This is a genomic window from Mycolicibacter sp. MU0102, assembly GCF_963378105.1.
Taxonomy (GTDB): domain Bacteria; phylum Actinomycetota; class Actinomycetes; order Mycobacteriales; family Mycobacteriaceae; genus Mycobacterium; species Mycobacterium holstebronense.
On sequence record NZ_OY726398.1, the window covers coordinates 1,906,517 to 1,924,600 of the forward strand.

At 68.4% G+C, this 18,084-nt stretch carries 17 protein-coding genes and 1 pseudogene; 12 read left to right on the forward strand and 6 right to left on the reverse strand.

The window, feature by feature from the left end; all coding sequences use genetic code 11:
• Positions 1-30 precede the first annotated feature (30 nt).
• Positions 31-765 (forward strand): lysophospholipid acyltransferase family protein, encoded by a 735-nt coding sequence (locus tag RCP37_RS08845; RefSeq protein ID WP_308486509.1) that lies wholly within the window; start codon positions 31-33, stop codon positions 763-765.
• Here the strand turns inward: RCP37_RS08845 and RCP37_RS08850 are convergent.
• Entirely contained in the window at positions 726-2,021 is a 1,296-nt protein-coding gene (locus RCP37_RS08850; protein WP_308486510.1) for a glycosyltransferase 87 family protein, read from the reverse strand. The two genes, RCP37_RS08845 and RCP37_RS08850, sit on opposite strands and share 40 nt — an antisense overlap.
• Positions 2,022-2,114: 93 nt before the next feature.
• On the opposite strand from RCP37_RS08850, the pseudogene RCP37_RS08855 reads away from it, so the two are divergent.
• The 3 genes and pseudogenes from RCP37_RS08855 to RCP37_RS08865 form a co-directional block, all read left to right on the forward strand.
• Positions 2,115-2,948 (forward strand): annotated as a pseudogene (locus tag RCP37_RS08855) (hypothetical protein); the annotation flags it as partial.
• A 212-nt stretch (positions 2,949-3,160) separates the two neighbouring features.
• Positions 3,161-3,649, forward strand: a complete 489-nt coding sequence (locus RCP37_RS08860) for a polyadenylate-specific 3'-exoribonuclease AS (protein WP_308487001.1) — start codon at positions 3,161-3,163, stop codon at positions 3,647-3,649.
• A gap of 34 nt (positions 3,650-3,683) precedes the next feature.
• Complete coding sequence (locus tag RCP37_RS08865; protein ID WP_308486511.1) at positions 3,684-5,069, forward strand: class II 3-deoxy-7-phosphoheptulonate synthase; 1,386 nt, start codon at positions 3,684-3,686, stop codon at positions 5,067-5,069.
• A gap of 28 nt (positions 5,070-5,097) precedes the next feature.
• On the opposite strand, the gene RCP37_RS08870 is transcribed toward RCP37_RS08865, so the two are convergent.
• Positions 5,098-6,330: a protein kinase domain-containing protein gene (locus RCP37_RS08870; RefSeq protein WP_308486512.1), complete on the reverse strand. Its 1,233-nt coding sequence runs from the start codon at positions 6,328-6,330 to the stop codon at positions 5,098-5,100.
• A gap of 52 nt (positions 6,331-6,382) precedes the next feature.
• On the opposite strand from RCP37_RS08870, the gene RCP37_RS08875 reads away from it, so the two are divergent.
• Entirely contained in the window at positions 6,383-6,787 is a 405-nt protein-coding gene (locus RCP37_RS08875; RefSeq protein ID WP_308486513.1) for an Rv2175c family DNA-binding protein, read from the forward strand.
• A gap of 32 nt (positions 6,788-6,819) precedes the next feature.
• Here RCP37_RS08875 and RCP37_RS08880 read toward each other — a convergent pair whose 3' ends face one another.
• The gene (locus RCP37_RS08880; protein ID WP_308486514.1) at positions 6,820-8,343 is read right to left on the reverse strand and encodes an alpha-(1->6)-mannopyranosyltransferase A; all 1,524 of its coding nucleotides are present in this window, start codon (positions 8,341-8,343) and stop codon (positions 6,820-6,822) included.
• Between the two features lie 15 nt (positions 8,344-8,358).
• On the reverse strand, positions 8,359-9,453 hold the full coding sequence (idsA2, locus tag RCP37_RS08885) for a bifunctional (2E,6E)-farnesyl/geranyl diphosphate synthase (RefSeq protein ID WP_373693169.1): 1,095 nt from the start codon (positions 9,451-9,453) through the stop codon (positions 8,359-8,361).
• A 178-nt stretch (positions 9,454-9,631) separates the two neighbouring features.
• On the opposite strand from idsA2, the gene RCP37_RS08890 reads away from it, so the two are divergent.
• Entirely contained in the window at positions 9,632-10,525 is an 894-nt protein-coding gene (locus tag RCP37_RS08890; protein ID WP_308486515.1) for a mycobacterial-type methylenetetrahydrofolate reductase, read from the forward strand.
• A 3-nt stretch (positions 10,526-10,528) separates the two neighbouring features.
• On the opposite strand, the gene RCP37_RS08895 is transcribed toward RCP37_RS08890, so the two are convergent.
• Positions 10,529-11,167, reverse strand: a complete 639-nt coding sequence (locus tag RCP37_RS08895) for an LppM family (lipo)protein (RefSeq protein WP_308487003.1) — start codon at positions 11,165-11,167, stop codon at positions 10,529-10,531.
• 171 nt (positions 11,168-11,338) lie between these two features.
• Entirely contained in the window at positions 11,339-11,941 is a 603-nt protein-coding gene (locus RCP37_RS08900; protein ID WP_308487004.1) for a GNAT family N-acetyltransferase, read from the reverse strand.
• A gap of 258 nt (positions 11,942-12,199) precedes the next feature.
• Between RCP37_RS08900 and RCP37_RS08905 the strand changes: the two genes are divergently transcribed.
• The 6 genes from RCP37_RS08905 to RCP37_RS08930 all read left to right on the forward strand — a co-directional run bounded on the left by RCP37_RS08905 (position 12,200) and on the right by RCP37_RS08930 (position 18,075).
• Positions 12,200-12,601 (forward strand): SCO2097 family morphological protein, encoded by a 402-nt coding sequence (locus RCP37_RS08905; protein ID WP_308486516.1) that lies wholly within the window; start codon positions 12,200-12,202, stop codon positions 12,599-12,601.
• Positions 12,602-12,916: 315 nt separating this feature from the next.
• Positions 12,917-13,348 (forward strand): division/cell wall cluster transcriptional repressor MraZ, encoded by a 432-nt coding sequence (gene mraZ, locus RCP37_RS08910; RefSeq protein WP_024440488.1) that lies wholly within the window; start codon positions 12,917-12,919, stop codon positions 13,346-13,348.
• Positions 13,323-14,561, forward strand: coding sequence for a 16S rRNA (cytosine(1402)-N(4))-methyltransferase RsmH (rsmH, locus tag RCP37_RS08915; RefSeq protein ID WP_308486517.1), 1,239 nt, complete (start codon positions 13,323-13,325; stop codon positions 14,559-14,561). Before mraZ ends, rsmH begins: the two co-directional genes overlap by 26 nt.
• Positions 14,561-15,673: a cell division protein FtsL gene (ftsL, locus tag RCP37_RS08920; RefSeq protein ID WP_308486518.1), complete on the forward strand. Its 1,113-nt coding sequence runs from the start codon at positions 14,561-14,563 to the stop codon at positions 15,671-15,673. Before rsmH ends, ftsL begins: the two co-directional genes overlap by 1 nt.
• Complete coding sequence (locus tag RCP37_RS08925) at positions 15,670-17,685, forward strand: peptidoglycan D,D-transpeptidase FtsI family protein (protein WP_308486519.1); 2,016 nt, start codon at positions 15,670-15,672, stop codon at positions 17,683-17,685. The genes ftsL and RCP37_RS08925 overlap by 4 nt, the downstream gene beginning before the upstream one ends.
• A gap of 141 nt (positions 17,686-17,826) precedes the next feature.
• Entirely contained in the window at positions 17,827-18,075 is a 249-nt protein-coding gene (locus RCP37_RS08930) for a hypothetical protein (RefSeq protein WP_308486520.1), read from the forward strand.
• Positions 18,076-18,084 lie beyond the last annotated feature (9 nt).

Below are 18,084 nucleotides of genomic sequence, written 5' to 3' on the forward strand. Positions count from 1 at the left end.
GCCGCCTAGTCGGGGCAGGAGGGAGGGGCCATGTGGTACTGGCTGGTCAAGTACGTATTCTTCGGGCCTCTGCTGGCCTTGATCGGGCGGCCGAAAGTCGAGGGTCTGGAGAACATCCCTGACGACGGCGCGGCCATCCTGGCCAGCAACCACCTCGCCGTCATGGACAGCTTCTACCTGCCATTGGTGGTGCGCCGGCGGATCACCTTCCTGGCCAAGTCGGAATACTTCACCGGCACCGGCCTCAAGGGCTGGCTCACCCGCTCGTTCTACACCGCCGTCGGGCAGGTTCCCATCGACCGCAACGACTCTGACGCCGCGCAGGCCGCGCTGACCACCGCGCAGCGGATCCTGGCGCAGGGCAAGCTGCTCGGCATCTACCCCGAGGGCACCCGCTCACCCGACGGCCGGCTGTACAAGGGCAAGACCGGACTGGCGCGGCTCGCGCTGCACACCGGTGTCCCGGTGATCCCGGTCGTCATGGTCGGCACCAACGTCGTCAACCCGCCCGGCACCAAGATGCTGCGCTTCGGCCGGGTCACGGTTCGCTTCGGCGAGCCGATGGATTTCTCCCGCTTCGACGGGATGGCCGACAACCGTTTCATCGAGCGCGCCGTCACCGACGAGGTGATCTACGAATTGATGCGGCTGTCCGGGCAGGAGTACGTCGACATCTACGCGGCCAGCGTCAAAAACGGTGTCCCGCAAGAGGACGGGGCAACGGGTCAGCCGGTCGCCCGGTTTCCGGAGACCGCGGCGGGCTGATCCGGACTCGTCCGGGGGGCGGGCCGCAGGGTGGCGCCGGCCGTGATGATCACCGCCAGCGCCCACCACACGTAGGACGTCCCGGCCAGTTGGCGCCACCACGCCGCGCCGGCCTCGTGATGTTCAGGAAGCAAGTCGATCGGGCTGCGCGTCATCAGCACCACCCCGGCCGCGCTGAGCGCGCCGAGCGCGATTGCATGATGCCGGTAGGCCAGCACCGCCATGACGACCACGGCGGGCAGCATCCACACCCAGTGGTGTGACCACGACACCGGCGATACCACCAACCCGAACAGCGCCACGCAGACCAGCGCCAAGATCGGCTCACCGGCGGCGAGCACCCGGCGGGCCGCCCACCACATCGCCGCGAGCACCAGCAGGCACCCCGCCAGCCACAGCACGGAGCGCACCTGGTCGTTCAGCGGCAGCCGGGCCAGGGCGCCGGCCAGGTTCTGGTTGGTGTTCAGGCTCGCCCCGCCGATGCGGTCGGTATCGCTGACGGTGTGCGTCCAGTACTGCCAGGAGTCGCTCCAGGCCATCACGAAGCCCACCAGGGTCGCCGCCAGGAACGATGCCACGGTGGTGACCGCGGCGCGCCGGTCGCGACGTAATAGGAAGTACAGCAGGAAGACCGCCGGGGTCAGCTTGAGCGCCACCGCGACACCCAGCAGCGCGCCGCGCGGCCAGTAGGTGCGCCGCGGCACACAGTCGGCGATCACCAGCGTCATCAGCACCGCATTGACCTGGCCGAAGTCGAAGTTGGCCCAGATCGGTTCGGCATCTAGCCAGATGGACGCCGCCACGATCGCCACGGCCACCACGCCGCGGTGCCACCAGGCCGGCCCGCAGTCGGGGCGCCGGTCGAACTGGAGCCCCAGACCGGTGAGCACGATGGTGATCGACACCACCAGCAGCAGCGTCGATAGGACGGTCAGTGCGGCGGTCGCGGTGCCCAGCGACACCCAGGTGAGGGGAGCGAACAGCACCGCAGCGATCGGCGGATAGGTGAACGGCAGAACCGTCCCATCGATCTGGGTTTGGAACCAGTCCTCGCCGTAGAGCGGCCGGCCCTCACGCCAGGCCTGTGCCGCCATCCGGTAGACGTCGACGTCGATGTGATACGGCGTGCTGCCCAGCGCCCGCCACGTCGTGTAGCCCAGGGCTGCAATCGCCAGCAGCGTGAAGATCCACCAAACGGCCCTACCGCTGATGCCCCCGTGCCGACGGCCCGGGTCGGGCGGCCGCGATGTAGTCATGTCGCAGCACAGCCTATCGGGTAGCGACGCTAAACCGAGCGATAGCTGTGGCGATCCCGGCGTGGTGTGCCGCGAGGGCGTACGTTGCATTAGGTGCTGGAATGGTTCCGCGACGACATCGTCGGCCGTGGCAGACTGCCGTTGCTGGGCTGTCTGTTGGCCTTCCTGGTGACGTTTTTGGTGACCCGCTCCGTGGTGCGCTACATCCGTAGTCAGGCCGCAAACCCCGGTCCGCCGCGCTGGTGGCAGCCCCGCAATCTGCACTTCGGCTCCAAGCACATTCACCACGTGGTCTTCGGGGTCGTGTTGGTGATGGTCGCCGGGGTGACCCTGGTGGCCGCCGGGCCGAACGCGCACGAGCCGGCGTTCAGCCTGGCTGCGATAGCGTTCGGGATCGGGGCGGCGCTGGTGCTCGACGAGTACGCGCTGATCCTGCACCTGTCCGACGTGTACTGGGAGGAGGACGGCCGTGCCTCGGTGGACGCCGTCTTCGCCGCCGCCGCGGTCACCGGTCTCTTGGTGCTGGGTTTTCATCCTCTGACGTTTGTGCTGTCGAGCTGGCACGACACCTCCTCGCCGTTGATCCACGCGGGAGTGATCGTCAGCCTGGTGATGGCGTTGCCGTTGGGCGTGATGGTGTTGTTGAAAGGCAAGGTGTGGACCGGGTTGATCGGGATGTTCTTCTTTCCGCTGCTGGTGGTGGGTGCGGTGCGGCTGTCGCGGCCGCACGCACCGTGGGCGCGGTGGCGCTACCTGCCTGATCGGGCGCGCATGCACCGGGCGCTGGAGCGGGAGCGCCGGCTACGCCGGCCGGTGATTGCGGCCAAGCTCTGGTTGCAGGATGCGGTGGCGGGCCGGCCGCAGGTTCCCGATGAGCGGGCCGTCGACGCCGAGCTCGATCGTGAGGTGCGGGAGGCGTCGGCGCCGACGGTGCAGTTCATGGCTCCCCGGCAGCAGGTCCCCATCGGCAGGCCGCCAGTCAGGCCTCCGGCCCGGCCTCCCGTCAGACCGGGGCCCGCCTCCGGTTCGGCTGGCCGCTCGGGGCCCAACCGGGCGGTTTCGGATGCCTCGGCGCCGACCCGGCCTTTTTCGGCGCCGTTGTCGTCTCCTCGGATACACCGGCCGGGCAGGCCGTGGCAGTGAGGTACTTCTACGACACCGAATTCATCGAGGACGGCCGCACCATCGAGCTGATCTCGATCGGCGTGGTCGCCGAGGACGGGCGCGAATACTATGCGGTCTCCACCGAATTCGACCCGGAGCGGGCGGGTTCGTGGGTTCGCACCCATGTACTGCCGAAGCTGCCGTCGCCGGCTTCGCAGACGTGGCGCTCGCGCAGCCGGATCCGCGCGGATCTGGAGGAGTTCTTCGGAGTCGAGCGCGGTGAGCCGATCGAGTTGTGGGCCTGGGTGGGCGCCTACGACCACGTGGTGCTCTGCCAGTTGTGGGGCACCATGCCCGATCTGCCGGCGCCGATCCCGCGCTTCACGCACGAGCTTCGGCAATTGTGGGAAGACCGGGACCGGCCGCGCCTGCCACCGCGGTCGGCGGGCAGTCACGATGCGCTGGTGGACGCCCGCGACCAGCTGCGCCGTTTCCAGGTGATCACCCAGACCGAACTGGCCTGATCAGGCAGGGTCGGCGCCCGGCTACCATGGTCGGGTGAACTGGACCGTTGATGTACCCATCGACCAGCTGCCGGCGCTGCCGCCGCTGCCCGCGGATCTGCGCGAGCGCCTCGATGCCGCGCTGGCCCGGCCGGCCGTTCAGCAGCCGAGCTGGCCCGCTGACCAGGCCAAGGCCATGCGCACCGTGTTGGAGAGCGTCCCGCCGATCACGGTGGCGTCCGAGATCGAGCGTCTCAAGGTGCAGCTGGCCCAGGTCGCCCGCGGGGAGGCTTTCCTACTGCAGGGCGGCGACTGCGCGGAGACCTTCACCGACAACACCGAGCCGCACATCAAGGGCAACATCCGCACGCTGCTGCAGATGGCGGTGGTGCTGACCTACGGGGCCAGCATGCCCGTGGTCAAGATGGCCCGCATCGCTGGTCAGTACGCCAAGCCGCGGTCGGCCGACATCGACTCGCTGGGGCTGAAGTCCTACCGCGGCGATATGGTCAACGGCCTGGCTCCGGATGCCGTATCGCGCGAACACGACCCATCGCGTTTGGTGCGGGCCTACGCCAACGCCAGTGCGGCGATGAACCTGGTGCGGGCGCTCACGTCGTCGGGCCTGGCATCGCTGGAGCTGGTGCACGACTGGAACCGCGAATTCGTCCGTACCTCGCCGGCGGGTGCCCGCTACGAGGCACTGGCCGGTGAGATCGACCGCGGCCTGAAGTTCATGAGCGCGTGCGGGGTCGCTGACCGGGAGCTCCAGACCGCCGAGATCTACGCCAGCCACGAGGCGCTGGTGCTCGACTACGAGCGGGCCATGCTGCGGATGGCCGACGTCTCGGGCACGCCGCAGCTCTATGACCTGTCGGCGCACTACGTGTGGATCGGGGAGCGGACCCGCCAGCTCGATCACGCGCACATCGCGCTCGCCGAGGTGATCGCCAACCCGATCGGAGTCAAGCTCGGTCCCACCACGTCGCCGGACCAGGCAGTCGAATACGTGGAACGTCTTGACCCGCACAATGTTCCGGGCCGTCTGACACTGATCAGCCGGATGGGTAACAGTAAGGTACGTGACCTGCTTCCGGGCATCATCGAGAAGGTGCAGGCCACCGGTCATCAGGTGATCTGGCAGTGCGACCCGATGCACGGCAACACCCACGAGGCCTCCACCGGTCACAAGACCCGGCACTTCGATCGGATCGTCGACGAGGTCCAGGGCTTCTTCGAGGTGCATCGTGCGCTGGGCACCCACCCCGGCGGCATCCACCTGGAGTTCACCGGGGAAGACGTCACCGAGTGTCTCGGTGGCGCCCAGGACATTTCGGATGCGGACCTGGGCGGCCGCTACGAGACGGCGTGCGACCCGCGGCTCAACACCCAGCAGTCGCTGGAGTTGTCCTTCCTGGTCGCGGAGATGCTGCGCGGCTAGCTCGTTCCCGCGCTCGGCGCGGGTGCGGTTACAACAGCGCGCCGACGTTGTTGCCCAGCGTCCACGCCAACGCGGCGACCAACGTGGTGGTTGCGAACAACACGGCGAGCCAGATGACTACCATCCGGCGCGCGTGCTGACGCTCCAACACGAAGCGGCTCAGTTCGACGCCGCCGAATTGCCCTGTCACCAACTCATAGTGGGTATCGGTGTCCTCCACCCAGTCCGCCGGGCCGCGGGCCATGTGCAGTGTCTGATGTTGCGGTGCTTGGTATTGCGATGTCTGGTGTTGTGATGTCTGCTGTTGCGGCGGCGCCGGGTGCTCGGGGGCGCGGCGGGCCGGGGCGGCGGCGTTGTGCTGGGCGGAGTTTCGGGGGGCCGGCACCCGGAACGTCGGCAGCGCCAGCCGCTCGGTGATCTCGTCAACCGCGTGCGCCATCTCAAGCCCGTCGGCATAGCGCTCCGCCGGTTCGCGGGCGGTCGCCCGGGCAACCAGGTCGTCGAACTCGCCGGGGACTCCGTCGATAGCCGAACTCGGTAGGGGCACATCGTGATCCAGCCGTTGGTAGGCCACCGTCAACGATGAATCGCCGGAGAACGGCGTATCTCCGGTCAACAGCTCGTAGGCGAGCACGCCGACCCCGTACACGTCGCTGGCGGGGCCGGCGTTGCCGTCCCGGACCTGTTCCGGGGACAGATAGGCGGCGGTGCCCAAAATCACATTGGTGGAGGTGATCCCAGCTGCCGCGATGGCGCGCACCAACCCGAAGTCGACCACCTTCACGTCGCCGTCGTCGGAGATCAGGATGTTCTCCGGCTTGACGTCGCGGTGCACCAGCCCGGCCCGATGCGCGATCCCCAGAGCCCGCAGCACCGGCCGCAGCACCGCGGCGGCCGCATGCGGCGGCATCGGGCCGCGTTCGTTGAGCAGTTCGCGCAGCGTCCCGCCCTCGACGAGCTCCATCACCAAAAACGGCTGCCCGGGGTCGTGCGGGGTGCCGAAACCCTGGTCGTACACCGCCACCAGGCCCGGGTCTTTGAGCCGGGCGACCGCCCGGGCCTCGAGCTGGAATCGGGTCAGGAACTGCTGGTCACCGGCGTAGCGCAGATCCATCACCTTGACCGCGACCGGGCGGTCGAGGCGCTCGTCCAGACCGCGGTACACCGTGGAGGTGCCGCCGGTCGCGATCCGGGTTCCCACCCGGTACCGGCCGTCGAGCAGCGCGCCCTCCAGTGCGTCGCCGCCCCACGTCGAAGTCACCTGGTCATGGTATGTGTGCGGGAGGTCGGTCCAGCGGCTTTAAACTTGTGTCGTGAGCAGCATTCCGGCCTCCGAAGACGTGCTTGAACCCGACGAACCCACCTTTGACCTGCCGAAGGTCGCCGACATGCTCGGGGTACCAGTCACCAAAGTGCACCAGTACCTGCGTGACAACCATCTGATCGCAGTGCGGCGGGCGGGGGCGTTGAGGGTGCCGCGGAACTTCTTCACCGAAGAAGGGGACATCGTCAAGAGCCTGCCCGGGCTCCTGGCCCTGCTGCACGACGGTGGCTATCAACAGACCGAGATCGTGCGGTGGCTGTTCACCCCGGACTCGTCGCTGTCGTTGACCCGCGACGGCACGCGGGAGTCGATCGACAACGCTCGCCCAATCGATGCGCTGCACGCTCACCAGGCCCGTGAGGTGATGCGCCGGGCTCAGGCCATGGCGTACTGAGGTTTCAAGCGGCGTCGTTCAAGCGGCGTCGTTCAAGCGGCGTCGAGGGCAGGCGCTTGCTGCGCCCCCGACAGCCGGTACCAGGCGTACACGGCGCATCCCGTCGCGCCGATCACATGCAGCCAGGTGTACATACCGTGCGAGCCGTCGGGTTTGAAGATCACCATGATCCAGGTCGACGCCGCGGCGATCGCGGCGATCGCGGCCGGTGAGCGGACCACGGTGGCGGCCACCGCCAGTGGCCAGGTATAGTACCAGGGCAGCGCGGCCGGCACGAACAGCACCACCACCAGCATGGCCCAGGCGATCCCGGCGACCGCAGCGCGATCGTCGCGCCGCGCCCGCCACCACAGCACCGGCAGCAGCAGCCCGATCACCGCGACCCCGCTGATCCGGGTGATGTGCAGGACGGCGTAGAAGTTGACCGGGGCGAACAACCCGCCGACGGCGTGGATCAGGTTGGCGGCCGCGGTCGGTACGGTGAGCCAGTTGATGATCTTGACGTTGCCGGCCAGCAGTGCGGTCAACCAGCCCAGGCCCACTCCGGCCAGGGCCGACAGCACGGCGAACACCACGACAACGATCGCGGTGGACACCGCTGCCGCGGTGGCGAATGCGATCACCGTCGGATAGCCGCGCTTTTCCCGCAGGCGACGCATCCACACCCATACCAGGAACGGCAATGCGATTGCGGCGGTGGCCTTTACCGCCGCCGCCAGCGCCACCAGCGTTATCCCCGCCAGGTGGCGGCGCTCCAGGGTCAGCGCGATCCCGGCCATCACCAGGCCGACCATCAGCATCTCGTTGTGCACCCCGCCCATCAGGTGGATGATCACCAGCGGGTTGAGCACGGCTAAATACAGCGCCGCGGGCGCGCTGCCACCGACACGGGCCGCGACCCGGGGTGCGGCCCAGATCAGCAGTGCCAGACCGGGCAGCATGCACAAGCGCAGCACCATGGTGCCCGCCACCACGTTGTTGCCCACCAGCATCGTGACGAGCTTGGCGACCAGAATGAACGCCGGGCCGTACGGTGCCGTCGTCGCGGCCCAGATCGGGCTGACATCTTCGAGCAGGGGATTGGGGTTGTCGACGGGGCCGACCACGTACGGGTCGAATCCATCCCGCAACAGGGCGCCCTGGGCCAGGTAGGAGTAGGTGTCGCGGCTGAACACCGGGACCGACAGCAACAACGGTGCCAGCCAGAAGCCGGTGGTGGTGATCAATGTGTAGGTGCTCACGGTGCCCTCGATCACCCGCCGGCCCAAGCCGAGCCAGGCCACCAGCATCACCGCGACCCCGGCCCACAGCAGCACCGACGACAGCACCAGGCCGTGGCCGAAGCGCAGCCATGACAGATGCAGGGAATCCAGCACCGGGTCCTGGATGCGGGTGCTGCCGGCACCCAAGCCACCCAGGGTGATCAACAGCGCGCCCAGGCAGCCGAGCCATGCCGCTCCCGCCTGCTCGCCGACGGCGAACTGCCGCAGTCGTGACAGGCGGCTGGCGGCGTCGCTGGACGCGCGGGGGACCGCTGGGGTGGGGGGATTCGACATCGGCGCTCCGGGCGATCAGGCGGACCGGTCGGCGACCCGGCGAGCCAGGTCGGTGAGTCCGGCTTTGGCAACCTCGTCGATGGGTGCGGCCGCCAGCGCGGCCATGGCGCGGCGGGTCAGCAGATCGATACGGTCCTCGACGGCTGCCAGTGCGCCGAGCGCCTCGATCATCTCGCACAGTTCGCGGACCTGCGCCTCGGTCAGCGCGGTGCCGATCGCGTCGCGTAACCGATTGGCCGCCACCGGATCCGACTTGTCGGCCAGCTCTACAGCCTCGGCCAGCAGCACGGTGCGCTTGCCCGAACGCAGGTCGTCGCCGGAGGGCTTGCCGGTCACCGCCGGATCGCCGAACACTCCCAGCACGTCGTCGCGCAGCTGGAACGCCACGCCCAGGTCGGTGCCGAGCTCGTGGAACAGCGCCTGGATGTCGGGCCGGTCGGCCGCGGCGGCGACCCCCAGCTGCAGCGGGCGCACCACGGTGTAGGAGGCGGTCTTGTAGGTGTTGACGCGCATCGCCGAGGCGATCGAGTCAACCCCGCTGGATTCGGCGACGATGTCGAGGTACTGGCCGCCCAATACCTCGGTACGGATGTCCGACCACACGCCGCGCACGCGGCGCCGGGCGTCTGCGGGCAGGTCGGCACCGGCGACGATGTCGTCAGCCCATACCAGCGACAGGTCGCCGAGCAGGATGGCGGCCGACATCCCGAACTGGTCGGCCGAGCCCCGCCACCCGCGGGCGCGGTGCAGCTCGGCGAATTTGCGGTGGGTGGTGGGGTTGCCGCGGCGGGTGGCTGAGGCGTCGATGACGTCGTCGTGCACCAGCGCGCAGGCGTGCAGAAGTTCCAGCGCGGAGAACAGCAGCAATTCGCCGTCGTCGGCATCGCGGCCGGTGATGGCGCGCCAGCCCCAGTAGGCGAACGCCGGGCGCAGTCGTTTGCCGCCGATGAGCACGAATTCTTCGAGGCCGGTGATCAACGCCTCGTAGTCGTCGCCGATGTAGGCGGTCTCGGTGCGGCGGGTGCGTAGGTGGGAGCGCAGCGTTTCGGTCACGGCCGCGGCCAGCTCGGAGGCCGACGGTGTAGTCGCTGCGGATGCCTTGAAACTCAGCTCGGCGCCCCTTTCTGTGCTGCCCGGCCGGGGACCCCCAGCGTGGGTCCAGCGTAGAGTGTGCCACCACAGCCGGGGGGACTGCGGCCGGTAGCGGCCGGAGGCGGCCAACGCTGCCCGTTCCTGCCCTGTGGCACTGTTGACTGTCTGTTGACTGTCTTTCATGAGGAGCTGGTACGTGACCTTGAACACCGTCGCACTCGAGCTTGTCCCACCGAACGTGGAGAAGGGGCCCGAGCAGACGATCGAGGAGGCGCACAAGGTTGTGCGGTTCGCGGCCGAGGCGGGCCTTGAGGGGCGGATTCGTCACATCCTGATGCCGGGGATGATCAACGAGGACGACGATCGCCCGATCGAGATGAAGCCCAAGCTCGACGTGCTGGACTTCTGGAACGCGATTCGGCCCGAGCTGCCGGGCATGGCCGGGTTGTGCACCCAGGTCACCTCGTTCTCCGACGAGGCGGCGCTGCGGAGCCGGCTGGGCGATCTGACCGGCGCGGGGATCGAGGGCGTGGTCTTCGTCGGCGTGCCCCGCACCATGGCCGACGGTGAGGGCGCGGGGGTGCCGCCGACCGACGCGCTGGCGACCTTCCGCTCCGATGTGGAGAACCGCGGCGTCATCTTGATTCCCACCCGGGCCGACGAGATCGGCCGGTTCAACTTCAAATGCGAGCGCGGGGCGACGTTCGGGCTGACCCAGCTGCTGTATTCGGACGCGATCGTGCCGTTCTTGACCGAGTTCGCCAAGCACAGCGACGCGCGCCCGGAGCTCTTGCTGTCGTTCGGCTTCGTGCCGTCGTTCGAGAACCGGATCGGCCTGATCAACTGGCTGATTCAGGATCCGGGCAACGCGGCGGTGGCCGCCGAACAGGACTTCGTCAAGACGCTCGCCGACAGCGACCCCGACCAGCGGTGCAAGCTGATGCTCGACCTGTACAAGCGGGTGATCGACGGTGTCGCGGACTTGGGCTTCCCGCTGAGCATCCACTTCGAGGCCACCTACGGGGTGTCCGCGGCGGCATTCCGCACCTTCGCGCAGATGCTCGACTACTGGTCGCCGCAGACCCGCTGATTTTCAGCCGGCGCTGTCGGTGCCATCTCTGGGAGAGCTGAACCGCGGTGAGCGGTCGCGCCCGTACCAGGCGATTGCCGCAACCGCGCCCGCGGCGGCGAGCGTGGACAGGATCAGCCACAGGGCGGCGTGGGCGAAGGAGCGGGTGCTGGGGTCGGTGTAGCGGGCTTGGGCGCTCATGGTGCTCACCACGCCTGGCTTGAGCCTCCACTGCACCGTGTCGCTGCCGATGCGTTCGCCGTTGGTGGAGGTCACCTCGCCGGGGAACGCGACGCTCAACTCGACGTCGGCCTCCGGGTCGCTCAGTGAGGTGAGATCCACCCGGCCTTCCAGGATCACCAGGTTGCCGGCGCGGCGCAGCGACAGGTCCACCCCGGCCGCGTCCCGGTGCATTTCGGCCAGCTGCGGCAGTTCGGCGAAGGTCAGGTCGGAGAACACCGCCTGGGAGCCGACGTAGCCGTCCCTGCTGTAGTTGGAGATCGCGACCTTCTGCGGGAACGGTAGGTCGGCCGTGAGCTTGGGGCCGGTGTCGTTGTCGTTGCGCGGCTTGGCCGCAACGACGATCTGGCCGGAGACCTGATCGTTGGGGGAGACGGTGATGTTGGCCCGGATGCGCACGCACCCGGCCAACGGCGCCGCCATCAACAGCAGCGCGACCAGGGCCACCAGTCGACGGTAGGTGCCCCACCGTCGAACCCGGCGCTGAGCGGGCGCGGGAACGGGTTTCCGGGCGGGCTGTAGCGAACGCCGAACATGCACGACGTCATCGTGCCAGACCAGACGGCAGGTCCGGTGACGACGCGGCGCTTGGCTTTACAACGGCAGCGGCCGGCCCAAGATGGCGAATGGCCGGGGATCGCCGGCGAAGTGGTGACCGCGGATGACGTCGGTGAACCCCAGTCGGCGGTACAATCGCCAGGCGCGGTTGCCTTCGCCATTGGTCTCCGGCGTGGACAGCAGCACGTTGGCTTCGGGCCGCCCGGCCAGCAGACGGCGTGCCAGGGCCTCACCCAGGCCGCTGCCCTGTGCGCGCGGCGCCACGTGCAATTCGGTCAGCTCGAAGTAACTGGCCATCAGGCGCGCGATGTCCGGGTGGGGCACGCCGCGGCGCTGCAGGCCCAACACCACCTGCTGCTGCCACCACTGGTCGGGGGCTCCGCAGTAGCCGTAGGCCACGCCCAGCAGTTCGGCGCCGTTCAATCCGGACGGCGCGGCGTCTGGACGAATCTCGCCGACATCGCCGGCTTCGTTGTCTTTGTTGTCCCGGAAGGCGGCCACCGCTCGCCAGCCGATTCGGCGGGTGTGATCGAGCCACATCGCGGCACGTTGACTCTCGGTGCCCGGGGGGTAGCCCATCGCGGTGACGTAGACGCGCAGTGCCGCACCGAGGTGATCCGCCATGTCGCGCGGCGACATGTCGAGGAAGGTCACCAACGTGCAGGTTCCTTTCCCGCAGAAGTGGGAGCGTGCCCGATGCCCGGAGTCCCATTATCGGCGATTGGGTCCGGCGGCGTCGGCCGTTGTGGATCGACATCGCCGGACCGCCGCTACAATCGGCTGGTGAGGCCTGTGGTACGGCGCAGGCCCACCTCGTATTATCAGTGTTAGTTGCCCGCACCAGTCCGTATTGCGCCGTGGGCAATGATATGAGCGGCCGTCGGCAAGGAGGGACGAATGCCACTCTCCGATCATGAGCAGCGCATGCTCGACGAGATCGAGAGCGCGCTCTACGCCGAGGACCCCAAGTTCGCTTCCAGCGTTCGCGGCGGCGCCCTGCGTACCCCGACCACCCGCCGGCGGGTGCAGGGCATGACACTGTTCGTGGTCGGTCTGGTGATGCTGGTCTCCGGTATCCCGATCTACGCGACCACCGTCAATTCGGCATTCCTGATCCTGAGCGTGCTGGGATTCGTGGTCATGTTCGGCGGCGTGGTGTTCGCCATCACCGGCAACCACGCGGCCGCCGGCCGCGAGGGCGCGGCCAAGCCGGGCGGGAGTTCGCAGCGGCGGGTCAAGGGCGGCGGCACGTTCGCCAGCCGGATGGAAGACCGTTTCCGCCGCCGGTTCGAGCCTTAGGCCGATCCAGCGGCACGTGTGATGTGAAAGGGCAGCCGATCGGCTGCCCTTTTTCTTTGCGGTTCAGTGCGCGGCAGCTCCGGTGACACGTTCCGGGGCCAGCGCTTCAGTGCGCGCACCCCACCTCGCCCCACTTTGCCTCCATCGGCGCTGAGCTGGTCGTTTGGTGCCGAGGTAGGCCCTTTTTCGCATGCTCGGACGGCACTATCGCGCATCCGGTGGGGCATAGGGGTGGATTGGACCTAAGAAATGGTGCGTAGTGGGGGATTGTGGGGTATCGTGGGCTAACGAAGTCGACATGGCGGGAGGCGGCCGATGTTCCTCGGCACCTATACGCCCAAGCTCGACGACAAGGGGCGGCTGACACTGCCCGCGAAGTTTCGGGATGCGCTGGCAGGAGGGTTGATGGTCACCAAGAGTCAGGACCACAGCCTGGCCGTGTATCCCCGCGCGGAGTTCGAGCAGTTGGCCCGCCGGGCGGCCAAGGCTTCGCGCAGCAACCCGGACGCGCGAGCATTCCTGCGCAACCTGGCCGCCGCCACGGACGAACAACACCCGGACGCTCAGGGCCGGATCACCCTGTCGCCCGATCACCGTCGCTACGCCAACCTGTCCAAGGAATGCGTGGTCATCGGGTCGGTCGACTACCTGGAGATCTGGGACGCGCAGGCCTGGAGCGACTACCAGCAAACACACGAAGAGAACTTCTCCGCGGCCAGCGATGAAGCACTCAGCGACATCATCTGAGGCGCGCACCCGTGCCTCGTGGCCTCTGTCCGAACCGACCCTGACGTACTTCCCCAACGTCAGGTTCGCGCCGTCGGGCAGGGACCTCGAGGCAAGGGCCTCCGGGCGATCGCAAGCGCGGCGGAGCCGGGCGCTGCGGATCGACCGCGGAGATCCTGCATCGGGCGTCCGCCGATTTCATTGGCCGCAACCTGGAGGTATTGCTGTGGCCGAACAGGGCGAATTCGGACACGTGCCGGTCCTGCTGGACCGTTGCGTGGAGCTGCTCGCTCCGGCGCTGACCAGGCAGTCACCCGACGGCCAGGGCGCGACCCTGGTGGACGCCACCCTCGGGGCCGGCGGGCACACCGAGCGGTTCTTGAGCGAGTTTCCCGGCCTGCGAGTCATCGGTTTGGACCGCGACACCACCGCACTCGACATCGCCGGGGCCCGGTTGGCGCGCTTCGCCGATCGGCTCCAGACGGTCCGCACCCGATACGACGGGATCCCCGCGGCACTGGCCGAATCAGGCTTGGCCGCAACCGGGTCGGTGGCTGCGGTGTTGTTCGACCTCGGGGTGTCCTCGATGCAGCTCGACCGGGTGGAGCGGGGATTTTCCTACGCGCAGGACGCGCCGTTGGACATGCGGATGGACCCGCAGGCCGAGCTCACCGCCGCGGACATCGTGAACACCTACGACGCGGCCGCGCTGACCGACATTCTGCGGCGCTTCGGCGAGGAACGTTTTGCATCGCGGATCGCCTCATACATCGTGCGCCGCCGGGCCCAGACCCCGTTCACCTCGACCGGGGAATTGACGGCGCTGCTCTACGAGGCGATTCCGGCGCCGGCGCGACGCACCGGGGGACACCCGGCCAAGCGCACGTTTCAGGCGCTGCGCATCGCGGTCAACGGCGAATTGGACTCGCTGCGAGACGCCTTGCCGGCGGCGCTGGATGCGCTGGTGGTGGGTGGACGCGTGGCGGTGATGTCCTACCAGTCGTTGGAGGACCGCATCGTCAAGCAGCAGTTCGCTGCGGCCACCGCGTCTCGCACACCGGTCGGTCTCCCGGTCGAATTGCCCGGCGACGAACCGAAGTTCACGACCCTGACGCGGGGCGCCGAAAAGGCCGAGGCGGATGAGGTCGAGCGCAACCCACGAGCGGGCTCGGTCCGGCTACGTGCGGTTGAACGGGTCCAGGCCGGCCCGATCGTGGCATCGAGGGGGAAGTGATGGCGACAAAGCGCAAGCCCGCGGCACGGCAGGGCGACCGTCGCCGTAACCCCGAGAGCGCAACCCGCACCGGCTCGCGCCGGGTGACCGAGCAAACGCAGACCCGGGGCCCGCGGCGGCAGCGTGGGACCACGCCCGCAGCGGGGCTCCAGTCGCGGCCGCGCACCGGCCCGCAAAAGGCGGCGTCGCTTCGTCCGGACCCCAGGCCGGTGCCGGCGAAGAACACCAAGCAGGCCAAGGCGCGGGCGAAGGCCCGCAAGGCCAAGGCGCCCAAGGTTGTACGCGTCCCGCTGCGCGAACGTCTGATTGCTCGGCTGGCCTCGGTCGACCTGCGACCGCGCACACTGGCGGCCAAGGTTCCGTTCGTCGTGCTGATCATCGGCGCGCTCGGTATCGGGCTGGGAATCACCCTGTGGCTCTCGACCGATGCCGCCGAGCGGTCTTACCAGCTGGGCAACATCAAAGAGCGCAACCGGGTCCTGATGCAGCAGAAGGAGGCACTCGAGCGTGACGTGCTCACTGCCGAGTCCGCACCCGCGCTTGCCGAGGCGGCCCGCGAACTGGGCATGATCCCCAGCCGCGACACCGCACATCTGGTCCAGGACCCGATCGGCAACTGGGTGGTGGTCGGAACCCCGAAGCCCGCCGAGGGATTGCCGCCGCCGCCGCTGAACACCAAGCTGCCCGACGATGCGGCGCCACCGGCCGAGGTGCCGGTGCGGGTGCCGCCGGCCGGGCCGAAGCTCGACAGTCGCCACCTGCCCGCCGCAGTCCCGCCGGCTCCGGGCGTGCCCGGCGCGCCGCTGACCATTCCGGGCCTGCCGGGAGTTCCCGGGGTGCCGCTGGCCGGCCCATTGCCTGGGCCTGGCGCGCAAGACATCCCGCCGCTGGGGACACCTCCGGCCATCCCGTCTGACGCGCTGCCGCCCGTTGCCTTGCCGCCCGGGTCGGTAGTGCCGCCCGAGACGGTGCTGCCGGTGGGCGGAACGCTTCCGCCGGCGTCGGTCCTGCCTCCGGCGGCGGTGCTGCCGCCCGAGGTCGTCCTGCCTCCGCAACCCCCGCTGCCGCCGGAAGTCCTGGCGACGCCGGCGGTGGGAGGAGTCGCGCGATGAGACGGCCCGCGCGGGGAACCGGCCCGGCACGTCGCGCTGACGGCTCGACCACGGCCGCCTCGCGAACGACCCGCCGATCCGCCACCTCGCCGGCCAAAGCCGGTAAGCCCGCCAAAGCCGCTAAGTCCGCTAAGACGCCGAAAGCGACCACCACAACCGGACATTCGGCGCGTGAGCGTCGTACCCGCCAAGCCACCGAGGTGGGCCTGCGCAGCGCTTCGTTCGTCTTCCGGCACCGCACCGGCAACGCGATCATCTTCCTGGTGCTGGCCTTGTCGGCGGCTCAGCTGTTCTACCTGCAGGTGCCGCGGGCCTCCGGGCTGCGGGCCGAAGCCGCCGGACAACTCAAAGTCACCGACGTCCAGCAGGCGATGCGCGGCGACATCATCGACCGCACCGGAGACAAGCTCGCCTTCACTATCGAAGCCCGGGCGCTGTCCTTCCAGCCGGTCAAGATCGGCAAGCAGCTCGCCGACGCCAAGAAGAAGGATCCGTCGGCCCCCGATCCGCAGCTGCGACTGCAGCAGATCGCCAAGGAGATCTCCACGCGCCTCGGCAACAAGCCGGACTCCGCGGCCCTGCTGAAGAAGCTGCGCAGCAACGAGACCTTCGTCTATCTCGCCCGTGCCGTCGACCCTGCGGTGGCCGAGGTGATCACCGAGAAATGCCCTGAGGTCGGTAGCGAGCGTCAGGATCTGCGCCAGTACCCGGGCGGGTCGCTGGCGGCCAACATCATCGGCGGCATCGACTGGGACGGCCACGGACTGCTGGGCCTGGAAGATTCGATGGACGCCGTGCTGGCCGGCACGGACGGGTCGGTCACCTACGACCGAGGCTCGGACGGTGTGGTGATCCCGGGCAGCTACCGCAACCGGCACAAGGCCGTCAACGGGTCGACGATCCAGCTCACCCTCGACGACGACATCCAGTTCTACGTTCAGCAGCAGGTGCAGCAGGCCAAGAACGTCACTGGCGCACACGATGTCACGGCCGTGGTGCTGGACGCCAAGAGCGGTGAGGTGCTGGCGATGGCCGGCGACAACACGTTCGATCCTTCCCAGGACGTCGGGCGCCAGGAGGACCGCCAGCTCGGCAACCTGGCGGTGTCGTCGCCGTTCGAGCCGGGCTCGGTGAACAAGATCATCACCGCCGCGTCGGCCATTGAATACGGCCTCGGCCGCCCCGACGACGTTCTGCAGGTGCCCGGATCGATCAACGTCGCCGATGTCACCGTCAGCGACGCCTGGGAACACGGCGTCGCGCCCTACACCATGACCGGAGTCTTCGGAAAGTCTTCCAACGTCGGAACCCTGATGCTGGCGCAGCGGGTGGGTCCCGAGCGCTGGTTCGACATGGCGGAGAAGTTCGGGCTGGGACAGCGCACCGGGGTGGCACTTCCCGGCGAGAGCGCCGGACTGCTTCCGCCGGTGGACCAATGGTCCGGCAGCTCGTTCGCCAACCTGCCCATCGGTCAAGGCCTCTCAATGACGCTGCTGCAGATGACCGGGATGTATCAGGCTATCGCCAACGACGGCGTGCGGATTCCGCCGCGGATCATCAAAGCGACCATCGCCGCCGACGGCAGCCGCGCCGAGGAACCTCGGCCCGAAGGAGTCCGGGTGGTCTCGGAGCAGACCGCGGCGACCGTGCGCCACATGCTGCGTTCGGTGGTGCAACGTGATCCGACCGGCGTTCAGCAGGGCACCGGATGGCAGGCCGCCGTCGACGGCTACCAGATCGCCGGGAAGACCGGCACCGCGCAGCAGATCAACCCGGCCTGCGGTTGCTACTACAACGATGTCTACTGGATCACCTTCGCCGGGATAGCGCCGGCAGACAATCCGCGCTACGTCATCGGCCTGATGATGAACAACCCTCACCGCGCCGCGGACGGGACGCCGGGAACCTCGGCTGCGCCACTGTTCCACAACATCGCCGGATGGTTGTTGCAGCGCCACAACGTGCCGCTGTCGCCGGACCCGGGACCGCCGCTGGTCCTGCAGGCGAGTTAGACAGCACGCCGCCACAGCAGTTCCGTCCACTCGCGTCCGTAAAAAAAGACGTGATTCCGCGGTTTTGGCGGTGGTCTTGTGCTTATCGTTCGGACAACGCGGGGACAAAGGGGGTCCCGCGCCGAAGAGAAGGGGTCAATCATGGCCCGAAAAATCATTGCGATCAGTTACGCAATTCCGGGAGTTCTCGCCGCGGCGGCCGGCGTTGTCGCGGTGGGGATGCTCGGCACACCCATCGCAAGTGACCACCAGGCCAGCGGCTGTTTTATGACCAAGGACGGAAACTGCGAGGACGTGCCGGACCCGACCCAGTACGGGTGTGCGCCGGGGGACTTCCAGTGCATGTTCGACAAGAAGCTCAAGCAGCCGCCGCCACCTTCTGACGGCTGAACCCCGGCC